Below are 14,585 nucleotides of genomic sequence, written 5' to 3' on the forward strand. Positions count from 1 at the left end.
AAGGTCGATGCCGTCCCTGCGGCCGAGCGGTAAAGTAGGAACCGCTCATACTTTGAGTGGTTCCTACTTTACCGCCTGCCTCAGGAGAGCCCGTGGCCTTCACCGGACGCAGCCGTGAGCTGCGCATTCTCGGATCGTGGCTGGAGCGCGTCACTTCGGGGGCAGGCGGCAGCACGGGACAGGCACTGGCGATCAAGGGTCGGCGCCGAATCGGCAAGACACGACTGGTGCAGGAGTTCTGTGCCCGGTCCGGGCGGCCTTACGTCTTCTTTCAGGCGACCCGCAGCCAACCCGCACCGATGGCCCGGCGGGCCCTGTTCGACGCGGTCGCGGGCGGCCACGGCATGCGGCACCACGGCTCGGCGCTGGAGCATGCCGCCGCCCCGGAGGACTGGGTCCGGACACTGGCCGCGGTCGCGGCCGCCCTCCCCTCGGACGAACCGGTGATCCTCGTACTGGACGAGGTCCCCTGGCTGTCAGAGGCGGATCCGGGATTCGACGCAGCGCTCAAGACGGCCTGGGACATGCATCTCTCCGCGAAGCCGGTGCATCTGCTGCTGCTCGGCTCCGACCTCGCGATGATGGACCGGCTGACGTCGTACGACCATCCGTTCTACGGCCGGGCGGGGCAGTACACCGTGGGTCCGCTCAGCCCGGCGGACGTGCAGGATTCCACCGGCCTGGACGCGGCAGCCGCGCTCGACGCCTATCTCGTCACCGGAGGCTTCCCCGAGGTGGTCACCGGCTGGCGGGCCGGGGAACCCGTCGCCTCCTACCTGAACCGCCAGGTGGAGGACCCGTCGTCGGTACTGCTCACGACGGGTGAGCGCTCCCTCGCGGCGGAGTTCCCCGCCCGGCTCCAGGCAGGCAGGGTGCTCCGGGCGATCGGCTCCGGCGAACGCACCTTCTCCGGCATCGCCGCGAGCACCGGCGGCGCCGACGGACGCGCTCTGGCACACGGTACGCTCGCCCCGATACTGACCGAACTCACCGAGGCGAAGCGGATCGTCGCCGCAGACCTTCCGCTGTCCACCCAGGCGGCCCCCAAGCTCAAGCGCTACCGCATCGCGGACACGTATCTGCGCTTCTGGCTGGCCCACTTGGAGGACGCCGTGGCCCAGGCGGAAAGGGGCAGGGGCGACGTCTCGGCGGCACGCATCCAGCGGTCCTGGCCGTCCTGGCGGGGACGCGCGGTGGAACCGGTGATCAGGGAATCGCTCGCCCGCCGGGTGCCGGACGGCCTCTTCCCCGAGGCGACGGAGGTCGGCGGCTGGTGGAACCGTCAGAACAACCCGGAGGTCGACCTCGTCGGCGCCGACGCACAGCCGGTGGCCCGCCGCGTCGCCTTCGTGGGCTCGGTGAAGTGGCGCGACGAGACCCCGTTCGGGGCCCGGGACCTGGCCGAACTCGCCGCATCCGCGCAGCAGATCCCGGGCGCGCAGGACGCGGCCCTGGTCGCGGTAAGCCGCCGGCCCCCGACGCGAGCGGCGGCCGAGGGGCTCGCCGCGCACTGGGGGCCGGAGGCCTTGATCGCCGCCTGGCGGTGACGCCGGGCGTTGCTCCCGTGTGGCCGCGCCGCCCTACCCCTGGGCCGTGGGGCGGACGACGATGTCGCCCACATCGACACCGTCCGGCTGTTCGATCGCGAAGGCGATGGCGCGGGCCACCGCGTCCGGCGAGAGGGCCACCTCCATCATCTTGTCGATCTGGTCCTTCACCGCCGGATCCATGCGCTCCGCGAAGTCCGTACGGACGGCGCCGGGCGAGACGACGGTCACGCGCAGGCTGTCGCCGGCCTCCTGGCGCAGGCCCTCGGAGATGGTGCGCACGGCGTTCTTCGTGCCGGCGTACACCGATTGGAGCGGCACGATGCGCAGTCCGGCGGTGGACACGGTGTTGACGAAGTGGCCGAAGCCCTGCTCCCGGAAGACGGGGAGGGCTGCGGCGATCCCGTACAGGACCCCTTTGAGGTTGACGTCGATCATCTCCTCCCAGTCCTCGACGCGCACGTCGTCCAGACGGGAGATCAGACCGACCCCGGCATTGCTGACGAGGACGTCGAGCTTGCCGTACCGATCGCGTGCCAGGTCGACCAGGCCGGAAAGGTCCTCACGGCGCGTCACGTCCGTGCGGGCCCAGGCGGCTTCACCGCCGGCCTTTTCGATGCGGGCGGCCAGGGCCTCAAGACGCTCCGGACGGCGTGCCCCGAGGACGATCTTCGCGCCGCGCTCGGCGAGCAGGAGGGCGGTCGCCTCACCGATGCCGCTGCTGGCACCCGTGATCGCCACGACTTTTCCTTCGATTCCCGACATGGTGGGCAGACCTTTCGGTGGAGGGGGGCGGCCATGCCCTAAAGTGAAAGTGGAGGAGCCGCCACTTCGTCCACACTAAGTGGCGGCTCCTCCACTTAGCAAATGGAGACAAGGGAGAGCCACTGATGACCCGGGATGCAGGACGCCCGCTGCGCGCCGACGCCCAGCGGAACCGGGACAAGATCCTGGCCGCCGCGGTGCGCGTGTTCACCGAGGAGGGACTGGATGCGCACTTCGAGCGCATCGCCAGAGAAGCGGGCGTGGGAACCGGCACCCTCTACCGCAACTTCCCGACCAGGGAAGCCCTGATCGAGGCGGCGTACCGCAACGAGGTGGCCCGGCTGTGCGACGCCGTCCCCGGCCTCCTTGCGGAGATGCCGCCGCCCGAGGCCCTGCGAGCCTGGACCCGCCGCTTCATCGACTACGCCACCGCCAAACTCGGCATGGCGGACGCGCTGCGAGCCGTCGTCAGCGCCGGAACGAATCCCTACGCCGACAGTCACAAGATGATTCAGGCCGCCCTCTCCGCCCTCATGCACGCCAATGCCGCCGCCGGAACGATCCGGTCCGACATCAGCCCGACCGACTTGTTCGCCGCCCTCGCCGGTATCGCCCTCACCTCGGCCAAGCCCGAGCAGCGAGAGCAGGCCGAACGGCTCCTCGATCTCACCCTGGACGGGCTGAAGGCCGCGCCGTCGCGACTCCCAGGAAACTGACGGCAGAGGCCCGGACACGGAACTACCGGATCCAGGCAGCGTTGGGAGGATTGCCGTCAATGCGCGGTGTGGCGCGTGCGCGCAGGGGAACGGCTCCGGCGAGCACACCGAAATGGGATTCCGCAGTGAAAAACTTCGATCTGGAAGATCTGGAGACGCTGTTCATCTTCACTCCTTCACCAGGCAAAACATGGGGATTGACATTCACCCACCTCAAGCAGCGCCTACTTGAGACCGATCCCGAAGTATTCATGCGCGTAGAAGATCCCCGAGACGGGAACTCGCCCGGCGAATCTTTCATGTTCTTCGAATTCACTCTTGAGGGAAAATAACTCGAAGGCATGGCCAAGATTTCCCCGGAGGGCGTTGCGGCCCAAAACTGCACGGCACAACAGGCGGCAGACTTCGTGAAATGGCTGAGCACCAGCGTCATCCCGCCTGGGCGCACCATCACGTTTCAATACCGAGTGGGGGGTGGAGAGTGAAATTCCGGACGCCGGCGTACCCATTACTGAGAAGAGCCAACTGATCGAGCTTTTCCTGGCCCACATCGCAGCCATCTTCCTGTGGGCAGCCCGATGATCCAAACGAAACGGCATAGCCCCACCGCCCTGTGTGCCGGCGCCTCCACCTGGACAGTGGTCATAGCCGACCCGGCTCCCGCCTCGGATACCGTGATCCTCTACGGGGTGCCATAACGGATGTCACGCCCCCTACCGGAGGTAGTCAGCGTATGAGTTCAAAGCGCAGCAAGAATCCAGCCCTGCCCGTACTTGACGACGCATTCCGACTCGCGTCGGTCAAGGACGCCGAAGAGTCCACCCATGACTTGGCCGCGCGGCTGGCCACCGCCGAGCTGCGCCGCGTTTCCCACCCGGGCCGGGTCACCTGGGAGCCCACCGATCAGGCCGAGCCCGTACCGGTCCCGCCGACCGTGGTCGACGGTGACGGGGACCTGTGGCTGCGGGACCGGGACACCGGCACCTGGACCATGCCCGAGTTCGACCCGAAGGATTTCCCGGCCCGCTGTGGCGAGGTTCTGACGTGGAACCAGCTTGCCTGCGAGTTCGGCCCGCTGACCGGACTGGCCGACGACCGCCGCATCGGCGGCGGTCGTCGCTGACCGCGCAGCCTTCTGGGATGACCGCGCCCCTGAAGCGCCCGCTACGGGTAACTCCCACCTCGCCGCAGAGCTCGACGATGGCGACGAGCAGGTGAGCGTGGTCGTCGGTCACGATTTCTCCATGTTGCAGCCGGATACGTCGTCGCTGTCCGGGCACGGGCCCGCTTCGGCAATCAGGCAATCCGTCTCGCCAACTACACCGACCGGACTCGAAGCCGCCCTCGATCGAGCCAGGGCCGCTACGGACCTGACATCGCTCGTTTGACAGACCCCTCGGCCGGTTCTGACCGGAGGCACGGTCCCACCCCCCCCTCACGCCCCGAGGGCCTGCCACACACGCGTATGCGCGGGCAGGCCCTCGGGGGACGGCGGTGGCGGTGTGCCGACGCTCAGTCGATCGACGCGTACGAGACGAACTCGGCCCAGGCGTCCGGGGCGAAGCCGAGTTCGGGGCCGGGGATGTTCTTCGAGTCGCGGACGTGGACGGTGGTGGAGGCGGCGGCGACCTCGACGCACTGCGGGCCATCATTCGTGCTGTAGCTGCTCTTGAACCAGGTCAGGTCGGAAGGGCTTCCGGCCGAGGGCTTCGCACTCATGTCGCTCCCAGCAGTTTTTCGATGAACGTTCGCGAGAGCCGAGGCGTGAGCGCCTGGGCCCGGGTCAGGCCGTACCACATCTCAAGGATCTGGACTTTCTTGGGATCGCTGATGAGCCGACTGGTGAGCTGGACTTCGTTGTGCCCCACAGCCGTGCCGTCACTCAACTCAACCACTTCGTGTGAACCGCCCAAGCCCGCGTGTTCCTCGGTCTCGGTCGGCATCACCTGGATCTCAACGTGCCTCAACAGGCTAAGTTCTAGCAGGTGTTCGAGCTGCTGACGCAACACCATTCTGCCGCCCGTGGGGCGCCTGAGCGTGGCTTCTTCCTGTACGAAAGTCAGCAGCGGGGCGGGCCGACGCTCGAAGATCGCCTGCCGGGCCATCCGCGCGGCCACCAGACCGTCGACCTGTTCCTCGGTGAACGCCGGTCGCCGCTCCCTGTACAGGGCGCGGGCATACGCCTCCGTCTGAAGCAGCCCGTCGATCACATCGGCCGCATACGAGCCCAACTCGACCGCATCGGCCTCCAACTTGGCGAGATCGCGAACCTTCTTCGGATACCGCGCCTCCGCGACATCCTTCTTCATCGCGGCGATCTTGCCCTTCGCACCCAGGCCGTCGTCCGTCCGGTCCAGGAACTCCGGTTTGGCGATCCGGGTACCGGCCTCCACCTTGTAGACCAGGTTCTCGCCGTACCCGATCGCCTCGCCCAGTTCCGCCGCGCGTAAGCCCGCCGCCTCACGCCAGAGCCGGATCTGCCTGCCGACCATGGCCATCACGGCACTCGACTCGTCCTCGGGATCGACCACCCAATCCGGCCCGTCCACCATGTCGTTGCCAGTCATGCACCATCCGCCTCCACCCGTTCGCGGCGCTCCGGCGCTGTACGGCATGGACAGGCCCGTACGACCGCTGGACAGTCACCGTCCGTATACGCGTCACTGCTTTTCAGAGTAGTCACGGGCGGCCACGCTGAGTGACGTGAACCGAGAAATCACCCAACCGCGTGCAGACAGAGGACAGTTCGCCGTGCAGCTCTCCGCGACCCGTCGAGGCGCCCGGCTCGCCCGGCTGCTGGCGACCGAACAGCTCCGCTCCTGGGGGCTGCCGCTGGACGACGCCAGACAGGTCATCGCTGAGCTGGCGTCGAACGCGGTGATGCACGGTTACGTACCGGGGCGCGACTTCCGCATCCTGCTGGCGGTCACCGGGGACACGCTGCGCATCGAGGTGTCGGACGCACGCGGGGAGCGGCTGCCCCGGGTGCTGGATCACTCTGAGGTGTACGCGGCGTACGAGTCCGGGCGGGGGCTCCTTCTCGTCGAGGCACTGCCACGCGCTGGGGCGTCCGGCACGGCCCGTTCCCGCGCAAGACGGTCTGGGCGGAGCTCTCCCTCACCGGATCGTGACCACCGCGTCGCGGTCGGCCGCGACGCGGTGGACCCCGCCCAACCCATCCCGGTGGACCTCAGCGGGCCCCCGCGCACCCGCGTGGGCGCCCGTCACTCACACGGGTGAGGTTGGCCAACTGAGCTGGATTTCGCCCAGGTTGCCTGGCATATGCTCACGAAACCAACTCCAGACAAGAGACGGCCCCCGCCGGGACAGCAATCCCGAGCGAGGGCCTGACCAAGAGGAAGCAGCAGATCTTCCCGATGGATAACCAGCAGAATATCGCGCCTTCGCGCGCCTCTTCAGGCACCTCGTCAGGCGCCCGGTCCGGCGGTGTCGTCCACGTCAACGTGCGCCACACCAGTCACTTCACGGTCGTGGGCAACCATCTCGCCCAGCACCAGGAACTTTCACTGGTCGCGATCGGGCTCGCCGTACACATCCAGTCACTGCCGGACGGGGCCAAGATCGGCATCAAGTTCCTGGTCGAGCGCTTCCCGGAGAGCGAGTACCGCATCGCTGAGGCCTTGCGCGAACTCGAAACCAAGGGCTATCTGAAGCGCACCCGCGAGCGCCTGGCCAGTGGCCGCGTGATCACGCGCTCGACGTCGTACAACAAGCCGTGCGACGTGGCGGCGGCCCCGCCGCCCGCTCCCGTTCCTGTTCCTGCTCCCGTTCCTGTTCCTGCCCCCGTTCCTGTTCCTGCCCCGGCAGCGGCCCCGGTTGAGGTTCCGGCTCCGGTCCTGGTTGCCGCACCGGCCCCCGCGCTCACTCCCGTACCGGTCCCCATCTCCGTCCCCGCCCCCCGGCGGCAGGAACCCACCCCGGACCTGCGCCGACGCGCGTCGGCCATCCTGCTCGGACTGCGGCGCGAGGCGCCCGTACTCGTCCTCTCCGAGAACGACATCCGCAGCCTCGCGCCCGCCGTAGCGGCCTGGCTGGAACGCGACGCCGCCCCCGCCTCGATCACCCTGGCCCTGACGACGGACCTGCCCGTACCCCTGAAGTACCCGGCCAAGCTGCTGGCGCACCGGCTGAGCACACTGCTCCCGGCCGCCGTCCCGCCCGCACCGTTCACCCCGCCTCCGGTGCCGCTCCAGAACTGCGACGACTGCGACCGCGCGTTCAGAGCCCCCGAGCCCGGCAGATGCGGCGATTGCCTCGCGGAGCCGTCCCTCACCGCGTAGCAACCTTCAGCTGCTCTCGTCGGGATACAGGAGGGCAATCAACTGACCTATGTTCGCGGCCACTTGTACCCACACCGTGTCGTTCATGTACAGCACACGCGGAGCGGTGAGCGACTCGCGGTAGTCGAGCATGACCGGCATGTCCGGACCGAGGTCCGCGATCGAGAGCGACCGTTCCGGGACGATCCCCTCGTTCCTCTCGTCGGCCGGATCCCCCAGCCAGACGGGGTCCGTCTCGGTGTGCCAGTCGTTGTTCTCCCGTACGAGGACGCTCTCGCTGTAGAAGCACGGCTGCACGGGCTCGTCGTCGAAGATCCGGCGCAGGATCTCCACAGCGGGTGGCACCCACTTCCCCGTCCTGATGAGTCCGGCCAGCTCGGGCGGGACGGGGAGGCCGCCGACGACGAACGCCTCCCCGTGGGCCCGCACACCGTCGCCACTGCCGTTCGCACTCACTTCTTCTCTTCCACCTTCAGTCCGGTGATGTCCGCCAGCTCCTCGATGATCTCCTTCTTGTACTTCTCCGGCACAGTGGTGCGGCCCCCGAAGTGGGCCAGGTTGAGGCCGGAGATGAAGGTCACCTCCAGGTTGCCGTCCGGCTTCTTGATGGCCGCGAAGCCCACGGTGTCGTCGGCGTTGCCGAAGTCCTCCCGGTTGATCTTGGCGTGTCCGCCGCGACGGTTGACCAAGGCCCCCTCGGCGTCACCGCTCAGCCTTCCTCTCATCTTGCCGCCCGGCTGCCAGACGCCGGTGAACCCTTCGCCCGGATTCAGATCGTCGATCGAGGCGCGGTTCTGCTCCTTGCTCCGGTCGTCGCCGAACTTCTTGTCGGGCGGAGGGGTGTCGTCGTCGCAGTCGTCGGCCGCGTTCCGGATACCACCATTGGCCACGGCGGACACACGCAGGACGCCACCCCGCTCGGCCTCGCGGCCGGGGGCCGCGACCACCGGGCACTTGTCGTCATCCGGGTCGTCGGAGTCGTCGGAGTCGTCGGAGTCGTCGGAGTCGTCAGAGGAGCAGTCGTCAGAGGGCTCGGGGTCCGGCTCGGGGTCGTCCTTGATCGGCGGGGGCGGCGGGTCCGTGAGCCCGATCGCGTTGGAGAGCCGGTCCTCCACGTCCTGGTACCTGTCGATACCGGGGAGGGCGAACCCGGACACCTTCTCCATCACTTCCATCGGAGAAGGGCTCCTCTGCCCGGCTGCGAGCCTGCCGCTGATGAGGACCCGGTGCGGAGCAGCGGCCGGGGCGAGCGTGTAGCGCCCGTTGCCGGGGGCGACGGTGGTCAGGCCGCTGCGGTAGGCGGCGTTGTCGTCCCGGCAGTCGTCCTTGTCGTCGTCGTCATCGTCGTCGCCGTCGTCGTCGCAGAGCGAGATGAGGCGGGGCCCTGCCCCACCGATGCTCCTTCCCCCACCGATGCTCGCTGCGCCACCGGAAGCCGCCGAACCACCGGACGACGATCCGCTGTCGTCGCAGTCGTCTTCATCACCACCGGAGTCCCCGCCGGTGGAGTCCCCGCCGGTGGAGTTGGTCCCGCCGGACTTCCCGCCGCTGTCACTGCTGCTGGACGAGCCGCCGCTGGCCATTCCGCCACTGATCGGACCGCCAGTGATGAGCCCACCGCTGAGCAGGCCGCCACTGATCAGACCGCCGCTGGAGTTCCCTCCGGAGTCGCCTCCACCGGAGTCACCACCGCTGGAGTCACCACCGCCGTCGCTTCCTCCGCCGCTGCTGGAATCATCGCCACCGGAGTCGCTACCGCCGCTGTCTCCTCCCCCGGAGTCGCTTCCACCGCTGCTGGAGTCGTCACCACCGGAGTCGCTCCCCTCAGAGTTGTTGCCCCCGGACTTCCCACCACTGCTACCGCCTGCGGCAGCACCGCCGCTGTCGCCACCGGAGGGATCACCGCCCTGCCCGCCGTCATCCCCTGCGACCGTGTCGCCCGAGCAGTCGTCCTCCCCGACGAGGCTGCACACCGCCTCCTGGATGCGGCCCGTGATCTGGGCCCCGTGCCGCTGAGCAGGAGTACGCCGATGATGACGGCGACCAGGGTGATCAGGCCGAGGTACTCGACCGACGTCTGGCCACGGTTCCGGCGCCAGGTGATCAGGTGCGGGAGCGACGGGAACGCCTCCCGGCGGAACCGTTCCCGCGTCCAACGCGGTCTCACCGCACGCTGCTGCGGCGGCAGTTCGAACCAGGACCGACTGGCGCCCACACCGGCCAGGGCCAGCAGCACGCCCGGCAGCAGCAGCTGGCTGAGCCCGCGCGTCGAGCCCTCGTACAGGTTGACGATGCCGCCGGCCAGCAGCCAGACCTGGAGCACGATCAGCCCGATCCAGACCGCTTTCCCACCGGTCCACACGAGCCTCGCCAGAATCAAGGCGGCGATCCCCGGCACGACCGCGTACAGCGCCATCAGAGAGAGCATCGGCGTGATGCGACTGCCCAGCCCCAGAAGCGAGTTCAGCACGTCGACGCCGCCCAGCAGCGTGAGGCCGAACATCAGGTACAGGAGCACCCGCATCACGCCGAGCGACCCATGGCCGCGATCGTCTACCTGCTGCTGACGATGCGCGCCCACCGGCTCACCCCCGGGCGGCCGGCCGTGGCGGCGCTGTTCTACGCCGTCTTCGGGCTGGGGCTCATCCCGATCCTGGCCTGACGCGCCCGTGGGGCCGCCCTCAGGCGGTCTTGAGCTGGGTGAAGCGGAGGCGGTTGCCGAACGGGTCGCGCAGGCCGCAGTCGATTCCGTAGTCGCGCTCTGTGGGCTCTTCGGTGAACTCGACGCCCTTGGCGAGCAGCGTCTCGTACGTCTTGCGGCAGTCGTCCGTGGTGAGGATGAGCCAGCCGCCCATGGCGCCCTTGGTCACCAGCTCGCGTACCTGCTCCGCGGTCTCCTCGGACATCGCGGGGGCGCCCGGCCGCTCCAGCAGGATCTGGCGCTCGGGGTGGCCGGGGACGCTGACGGCGAGCCAGCGCATGAAGCCCATGTCGACATCGGCGGCGACCTCCAGGCCGAGCTTGCCGACGTAGAAGTCGAGGGCCTGGTCCTGGTCGAGGACGTAGATCTGTGAGTGTGTGATCGCGTTGAACATGTGCTCAACGCTACGGGCGCCGGGGCCGGAAAACTTATCCGGAACTGCTCAGTCGCTGGGCCTCGTCCAGGCCATCGTGAAGCACGTGGGTACGCCCGTCGGGACGGATTCCTTGCGGTACGCCCTCGGTGAGCGGCCGACGATCGCGCCGAACGTACGGCTGAACGTGCCGGTGCTGCCGAAGCCGACCTCGAAGCAGATGTCCGTCACGCTGCGGCCGGTCTCCCGCAGCAGGAACATCGCGCGCTCCACCCGGCGGCGCTGCAGGTAGCGGTGCGGCGTCTCGCCGAACGTGGCCCGGAAGGTGCGCGAGAAGTGCGCCGGAGAGACGTGCGCGATGCGGGCCAGGGCGGGCACGTCCAGCGGCTGCGCGTAGGACCGGTCCATCGTGTCCCGGGCCCGGAGCATCCGGCGGTTCGACTCTTCTGCGGCGCGGCTCACCCCGCCATCACACCACGGGGGCGGGGGACGGATCCCCGTACAGGAACTCGGCCGCGGTGGCGGCGATGACTCCGGTCACGACGGCCAGCGCGGGCACGTCCAGCTTCCAGTGCTGCCAGTACAGCGGCACGTCCAGCCGCCGCCCCGGCGCCAGCTCCACCAGGGCGCCCGACCGCAGCAGCGGGTCCGCCTGCGTCTCCGGGACCAGGCCCCAGCCGAGACCGGCGGCCACCGCCTCGCAGAACCCCTCCGACGTGGGCACGTGGTGACGCATCCGGCCCGCGCCAGGGGCGCTGGGCGAGAGGGACCGGACGAAGCGGTCCTGGAGTTCGTCCCGGCGGTCGAAGACGATCACCGGCGCCTCGGACAGCGAGCGCTCAAGGGGCGCCGTTCCCAGGTGGCGTTCCGCGAACCGGGGGCTCGCCACCGGCAGGTAGCGGGCCAGTCCGAGCGGCCGCACGACGCAGCCCGCGACCGGCTCCGCGGAGGACGTCACCGCCGCCATGACCTGCCCCTCGCGCAACAGCGTCGCGGTGTGCGTCTCGTCCTCGCGATGCAGCTCGAAGCAGACCGGCACCTCCTGCGGCACCCGGGTCAGTGCGGTGAGGAACCAGGTGGCCAGCGAGTCCGCGTTCACCGCCATGGGCAGCCGCGCCGGGCCCGAAACGTCCGCGATGCCCAGCTCCAGGTGCGCTTCCCGCTCCAGCGCGGCCAGTTGGCGCGCGTACCGCACCACCACCCGGCCGGACTCCGTCAGCCTGACCGGCTTCGTGCGCATCAGCAGCACGCGGCCGGTGCGCTGCTCCAGGGCCTTGATCCGCTGGCTGACCGCGGACGGCGTCACATGCAGAACCGCGGCGGCGGCGTCGAAGGTGCCCTCGGCCACGACGGCGAGCAGCGTGCGCATGTGGTCGGACGGGAGCTCGATCATCACAATTGCTAATCTTACCTAAGAAAGTTTAGCTGTACTGATGACCCCGCGCTCCCTAGCGTCGACGGCGTGAACAGCGACATCCTCCCGGTGGCCATCGCCGGATTCAGTACGGGCCTCTCCCTCATCGTCGCCATCGGCGCGCAGAACGCCTTCGTCCTGCGCCAGGGCGTGCGCAGGCAGGCCGTGCTCGCGGTGGTGGGCATCTGCGCCGCGTCCGATGCCGCCCTCATCGCCCTGGGCGTGGCCGGGCTGGGAACGGTGGTGGCCGCCTGGCCCACCGCGCTGACCGCGGTCGGCCTGGCCGGCGGCGGCTACCTGCTCTGTTACGGCGCCCTGGCCGCCCGCCGCGCCCTGCGACCAGCCTCCGGACAGGCGCTGACGACGGAGGGCGCCTCGACGGGCTCCATCCGTACAGCGGTGCTCACCTGCCTGGCCCTGACCTGGCTCAACCCGCACGTGTACCTGGACACCGTGCTGCTGCTCGGCTCGGTCGCCGCCGAACGCGGCCCGCTGCGCTGGGCCTTCGGCCTCGGAGCGATCCTGGCCAGCCTGGTCTGGTTCGCCGGCCTCGCCTACGGCGCCCGGCTGCTCAGCGGAATCCTCGACCGCCCCACCGCCTGGCGGATCCTGGACGCACTCGTCGCGGCCACGATGCTCACGATGGGCACCATGCTGCTGGCCCGTTCCGTCTGACCCCCACGTGACCGACCCCACCCCCGCTCCGTTCGGATTCCCGGGACAATGAACTTGTGATCACTTCGCCGACACGGAGCACGAACCGACGCGCCGAGCACGCCGCGACGCCGTACGTCGACCTCTCCCGAGCGGAGTGGAGCGCGCTGCGCGACAAGACGCCGCTGCCGCTGACCGCCGAGGAGGTGGAGCGGCTGCGCGGGCTCGGGGACGTCATCGACCTCGACGAGGTGCGGGACGTCTACCTGCCGCTCTCCCGGCTCCTCAACCTGTACGTGCAGGCCACGTCCGGGCTGCGTGGCGCGCTGAACACCTTTCTCGGGGACGCGGGCAACGGGCAGGGGGCGCAGCGCGGCACCCCGTTCGTCATAGGGGTCGCGGGCAGCGTCGCCGTCGGGAAGTCGACCAGTGCCCGGCTCCTCCAGGCGCTGCTGGCCCGCTGGCCGGAGCACCCCCGGGTGGAGCGGGTGACCACCGACGGGTTCCTGCTGCCGATGAAGGAGCTCCACGCGCGCGGGCTGATGTCGCGCAAGGGGTTCCCGGAGTCCTACGACCGGCGCGCCCTGACCCGCTTCGTGGCGGACATCAAGGCGGGCAAGGACGAGGTGACCGCCCCCGTCTACTCGCACCTGATCTACGACATCGTGCCCGGTGAGCGGCTCACCGTCCGGCGCCCCGACATCCTCATCGTCGAGGGGCTGAACGTGCTCCAGCCCGCGCTCCCCGGCAAGGACGGCCGCACCAGGGTCGGGCTGGCGGACTACTTCGACTTCAGCGTGTACGTGGACGCCCGGCCCGAGGACATCGGGACCTGGTACCTCAACCGCTTCCGCAAGCTGCGCGAGACGGCGTTCCAGGACCCGTCCTCGTACTTCCGCAAGTACACGCAGGTCTCCGAGGAGGAGGCGCTGGAGTACGCGGCGACGATGTGGCGGACCATCAACAAGCCGAATCTGGTGGAGAACGTCGCGCCGACCCGGGGCCGTGCCACCCTGGTGCTCCGCAAGGGCCCCGACCACAAGGTCCAGCGGCTGTCCCTGCGCAAGCTCTGAGCCGCAGGACCCACCCGAGGAGCGCGTTGTGCTGCATCTGCGTCTGATCGTGCGCACCGGCCGTACGGACGAGGTGACGGAGCTGCTGGAGCGGACCGTCGGCACCGCCCATCTCGTGGTGCTGCCGGGCGTGGCCCGCGACCCGGTGGGCGACATGGTGCTGTGCGACGTGGCGCGGGAGGCGGGCGACGAGCTGATCGGGGCGCTGCGGGCGCTCGGCGTGGACGAGTACGGCTCGATCACCGTCGAGAACATGGACCTGACGCTCTCCGCCCGCGCCGACCGGGCCGAGGCGGACGCACCGGGCGAGGGCGCGGACGCGGTGCTGTGGGAGGAGCTGACGGAGGCGACCCACGAGGAGTCGACGTTCAGCGTCACCTACGTGGCGTTCCTCGCGGTCGCGACGATGCTCGCGGCCTGCGGTGTCATGCTCGACAACGCGATCCTGATCGTGGGCGCGATGGCGGTGGGCCCGGAGTTCGGTCCGCTGGCCGGGATCTCCACGGCCCTGGTGCAGCGGGCTCCTCGACTGGTCTGGCGCTCGCTGCTGGCACTGATCGGCGGCTTCGCCGCCGCGATGGTGCTGACGGCCGGTTTCGCCTGGCTGATGGACGTCCTCGGGCTGTTCGACAGGGGGATGATCGAGGCGGACCGGCCCAACACGGCCTTCGTCTGGCAGCCCGACTGGATGTCGCTCGTGGTCGCGTTCCTCGCGGGCATCGCCGGGACGCTCTCCCTCACCTCGGCCAAGTCCGGCGCGCTGATCGGGGTCGCGATCTCGGTGACGACCGTGCCGGCCGCGGCCAACGCGGCGGTGGCGTTCAGCTACAGCGACTACGGCCAGATGAGCGGCTCCGTGCAGCAGCTGCTGGCGAACCTCGGCGGGATCGTGCTGGCGGGAACGCTGACCCTGCTGGCGCAGAAGGCCCTGTGGCGGGCGGCCCGCAACCGGGGTGCGAACGTCCGGCCCCCGGCGCGGACGGCCGCGGGCCGGCGCGGAGCCGGGGGCTGAGGACGCCCCCAGCACCCGGCACCCGCCCC

General features: G+C 69.5%; 18 protein-coding genes and 1 pseudogene. 10 read left to right on the top strand and 9 right to left on the bottom strand.

What is annotated here, in order from left to right; translation table 11 throughout:
* Positions 1 to 92 precede the first annotated feature (92 nt).
* Positions 93 to 1,547, top strand: coding sequence for an ATP-binding protein (locus RLT59_RS14125; protein ID WP_311303739.1), 1,455 nt, complete (start codon positions 93 to 95; stop codon positions 1,545 to 1,547).
* Between the two features lie 33 nt (positions 1,548 to 1,580).
* Here the strand turns inward: RLT59_RS14125 and RLT59_RS14130 are convergent, their stop codons facing one another.
* A complete protein-coding gene (locus RLT59_RS14130; protein ID WP_311303740.1) occupies positions 1,581 to 2,312 on the bottom strand; it encodes an SDR family oxidoreductase in 732 nt (243 codons plus the stop codon).
* A gap of 125 nt (positions 2,313 to 2,437) precedes the next feature.
* Between RLT59_RS14130 and RLT59_RS14135 the strand changes: the two genes are divergently transcribed.
* The 3 genes from RLT59_RS14135 to RLT59_RS14145 all read left to right on the top strand — a co-directional run bounded on the left by RLT59_RS14135 (position 2,438) and on the right by RLT59_RS14145 (position 4,151).
* On the top strand, positions 2,438 to 3,028 hold the full coding sequence (locus RLT59_RS14135; protein ID WP_311303741.1) for a TetR/AcrR family transcriptional regulator: 591 nt from the start codon (positions 2,438 to 2,440) through the stop codon (positions 3,026 to 3,028).
* A 59-nt stretch (positions 3,029 to 3,087) separates the two neighbouring features.
* Positions 3,088 to 3,360: a hypothetical protein gene (locus tag RLT59_RS14140; RefSeq protein ID WP_311303742.1), complete on the top strand. Its 273-nt coding sequence runs from the start codon at positions 3,088 to 3,090 to the stop codon at positions 3,358 to 3,360.
* Positions 3,361 to 3,761: 401 nt separating this feature from the next.
* Entirely contained in the window at positions 3,762 to 4,151 is a 390-nt protein-coding gene (locus tag RLT59_RS14145; protein ID WP_311303743.1) for a hypothetical protein, read from the top strand.
* Positions 4,152 to 4,540: 389 nt separating this feature from the next.
* Here the strand turns inward: RLT59_RS14145 and RLT59_RS14150 are convergent, their stop codons facing one another.
* On the bottom strand, positions 4,541 to 4,747 hold the full coding sequence (locus RLT59_RS14150) for a DUF397 domain-containing protein (RefSeq protein ID WP_311303744.1): 207 nt from the start codon (positions 4,745 to 4,747) through the stop codon (positions 4,541 to 4,543).
* Positions 4,744 to 5,595 (bottom strand): helix-turn-helix domain-containing protein, encoded by an 852-nt coding sequence (locus tag RLT59_RS14155; RefSeq protein ID WP_311303745.1) that lies wholly within the window; start codon positions 5,593 to 5,595, stop codon positions 4,744 to 4,746. Before RLT59_RS14155 ends, RLT59_RS14150 begins: the two co-directional genes overlap by 4 nt.
* Positions 5,596 to 5,731: 136 nt before the next feature.
* Between RLT59_RS14155 and RLT59_RS14160 the strand changes: the two are divergent.
* Both RLT59_RS14160 and RLT59_RS14165 read left to right on the top strand, forming a co-directional pair.
* Positions 5,732 to 6,159 (top strand): annotated as a pseudogene (locus tag RLT59_RS14160) (ATP-binding protein).
* A gap of 246 nt (positions 6,160 to 6,405) precedes the next feature.
* Positions 6,406 to 7,329 carry a helix-turn-helix domain-containing protein gene (locus RLT59_RS14165; RefSeq protein WP_311303746.1) on the top strand — a complete coding sequence of 308 codons (924 nt, stop codon included), beginning with the start codon at positions 6,406 to 6,408 and terminating at the stop codon, positions 7,327 to 7,329.
* A gap of 6 nt (positions 7,330 to 7,335) precedes the next feature.
* Here the strand turns inward: RLT59_RS14165 and RLT59_RS14170 are convergent, their stop codons facing one another.
* From RLT59_RS14170 to RLT59_RS14180, 3 genes are read right to left on the bottom strand one after another with little or no spacing between them, the layout of a single operon-like run.
* On the bottom strand, positions 7,336 to 7,785 hold the full coding sequence (locus RLT59_RS14170; RefSeq protein ID WP_311303747.1) for a hypothetical protein: 450 nt from the start codon (positions 7,783 to 7,785) through the stop codon (positions 7,336 to 7,338).
* Positions 7,782 to 8,912: a hypothetical protein gene (locus tag RLT59_RS14175; RefSeq protein ID WP_311303748.1), complete on the bottom strand. Its 1,131-nt coding sequence runs from the start codon at positions 8,910 to 8,912 to the stop codon at positions 7,782 to 7,784. Before RLT59_RS14175 ends, RLT59_RS14170 begins: the two co-directional genes overlap by 4 nt.
* A gap of 56 nt (positions 8,913 to 8,968) precedes the next feature.
* A complete protein-coding gene (locus RLT59_RS14180; RefSeq protein ID WP_311303749.1) occupies positions 8,969 to 9,853 on the bottom strand; it encodes a hypothetical protein in 885 nt (294 codons plus the stop codon).
* A gap of 15 nt (positions 9,854 to 9,868) precedes the next feature.
* On the opposite strand from RLT59_RS14180, the gene RLT59_RS14185 reads away from it, so the two are divergent.
* Positions 9,869 to 9,991, top strand: coding sequence for a hypothetical protein (locus tag RLT59_RS14185; RefSeq protein WP_311303750.1), 123 nt, complete (start codon positions 9,869 to 9,871; stop codon positions 9,989 to 9,991).
* Positions 9,992 to 10,010: 19 nt separating this feature from the next.
* Here RLT59_RS14185 and RLT59_RS14190 read toward each other — a convergent pair whose 3' ends face one another.
* From RLT59_RS14190 to RLT59_RS14200, 3 genes are read right to left on the bottom strand one after another with little or no spacing between them, the layout of a single operon-like run.
* Positions 10,011 to 10,424 carry a VOC family protein gene (locus RLT59_RS14190; protein ID WP_311303751.1) on the bottom strand — a complete coding sequence of 138 codons (414 nt, stop codon included), beginning with the start codon at positions 10,422 to 10,424 and terminating at the stop codon, positions 10,011 to 10,013.
* A 48-nt stretch (positions 10,425 to 10,472) separates the two neighbouring features.
* On the bottom strand, positions 10,473 to 10,865 hold the full coding sequence (locus tag RLT59_RS14195; RefSeq protein ID WP_311303752.1) for a helix-turn-helix domain-containing protein: 393 nt from the start codon (positions 10,863 to 10,865) through the stop codon (positions 10,473 to 10,475).
* A 7-nt stretch (positions 10,866 to 10,872) separates the two neighbouring features.
* The gene (locus tag RLT59_RS14200) at positions 10,873 to 11,796 is read right to left on the bottom strand and encodes a LysR family transcriptional regulator ArgP (protein ID WP_311307724.1); all 924 of its coding nucleotides are present in this window, start codon (positions 11,794 to 11,796) and stop codon (positions 10,873 to 10,875) included.
* Positions 11,797 to 11,865: 69 nt separating this feature from the next.
* Between RLT59_RS14200 and RLT59_RS14205 the strand changes: the two genes are divergently transcribed.
* From RLT59_RS14205 to RLT59_RS14215, 3 genes are read left to right on the top strand one after another with little or no spacing between them, the layout of a single operon-like run.
* The gene (locus RLT59_RS14205; RefSeq protein ID WP_311303753.1) at positions 11,866 to 12,492 is read left to right on the top strand and encodes a LysE/ArgO family amino acid transporter; all 627 of its coding nucleotides are present in this window, start codon (positions 11,866 to 11,868) and stop codon (positions 12,490 to 12,492) included.
* Between the two features lie 56 nt (positions 12,493 to 12,548).
* Positions 12,549 to 13,544, top strand: a complete 996-nt coding sequence (coaA, locus tag RLT59_RS14210) for a type I pantothenate kinase (RefSeq protein ID WP_311303754.1) — start codon at positions 12,549 to 12,551, stop codon at positions 13,542 to 13,544.
* A 28-nt stretch (positions 13,545 to 13,572) separates the two neighbouring features.
* Positions 13,573 to 14,556, top strand: a complete 984-nt coding sequence (locus RLT59_RS14215; RefSeq protein ID WP_311303755.1) for a DUF389 domain-containing protein — start codon at positions 13,573 to 13,575, stop codon at positions 14,554 to 14,556.
* Positions 14,557 to 14,585 lie beyond the last annotated feature (29 nt).

Source organism: Streptomyces sp. ITFR-6, from assembly GCF_031844725.1.
In the GTDB taxonomy this organism is placed as follows: Bacteria; Actinomycetota; Actinomycetes; order Streptomycetales; family Streptomycetaceae; genus Streptomyces.

Coding starts and splice junctions, on each gene's coding strand:
- RLT59_RS14145 (WP_311303743.1), top strand. CDS start 3,762: ATGAGTTCAAAGCGCAGCAAGAATCCAGCCCTGCCCGTACTTGACGAC.
- RLT59_RS14200 (WP_311307724.1), bottom strand. CDS start 11,796: ATGATCGAGCTCCCGTCCGACCACATGCGCACGCTGCTCGCCGTCGTG.
- RLT59_RS14135 (WP_311303741.1), top strand. CDS start 2,438: ATGACCCGGGATGCAGGACGCCCGCTGCGCGCCGACGCCCAGCGGAAC.
- RLT59_RS14150 (WP_311303744.1), bottom strand. CDS start 4,747: ATGAGTGCGAAGCCCTCGGCCGGAAGCCCTTCCGACCTGACCTGGTTC.
- RLT59_RS14165 (WP_311303746.1), top strand. CDS start 6,406: ATGGATAACCAGCAGAATATCGCGCCTTCGCGCGCCTCTTCAGGCACC.
- RLT59_RS14130 (WP_311303740.1), bottom strand. CDS start 2,312: ATGTCGGGAATCGAAGGAAAAGTCGTGGCGATCACGGGTGCCAGCAGC.
- RLT59_RS14155 (WP_311303745.1), bottom strand. CDS start 5,595: ATGACTGGCAACGACATGGTGGACGGGCCGGATTGGGTGGTCGATCCC.
- RLT59_RS14180 (WP_311303749.1), bottom strand. CDS start 9,853: ATGCGGGTGCTCCTGTACCTGATGTTCGGCCTCACGCTGCTGGGCGGC.
- RLT59_RS14185 (WP_311303750.1), top strand. CDS start 9,869: ATGGCCGCGATCGTCTACCTGCTGCTGACGATGCGCGCCCACCGGCTC.
- RLT59_RS14175 (WP_311303748.1), bottom strand. CDS start 8,912: ATGGCCAGCGGCGGCTCGTCCAGCAGCAGTGACAGCGGCGGGAAGTCC.
- RLT59_RS14140 (WP_311303742.1), top strand. CDS start 3,088: ATGCGCGGTGTGGCGCGTGCGCGCAGGGGAACGGCTCCGGCGAGCACA.
- RLT59_RS14190 (WP_311303751.1), bottom strand. CDS start 10,424: ATGTTCAACGCGATCACACACTCACAGATCTACGTCCTCGACCAGGAC.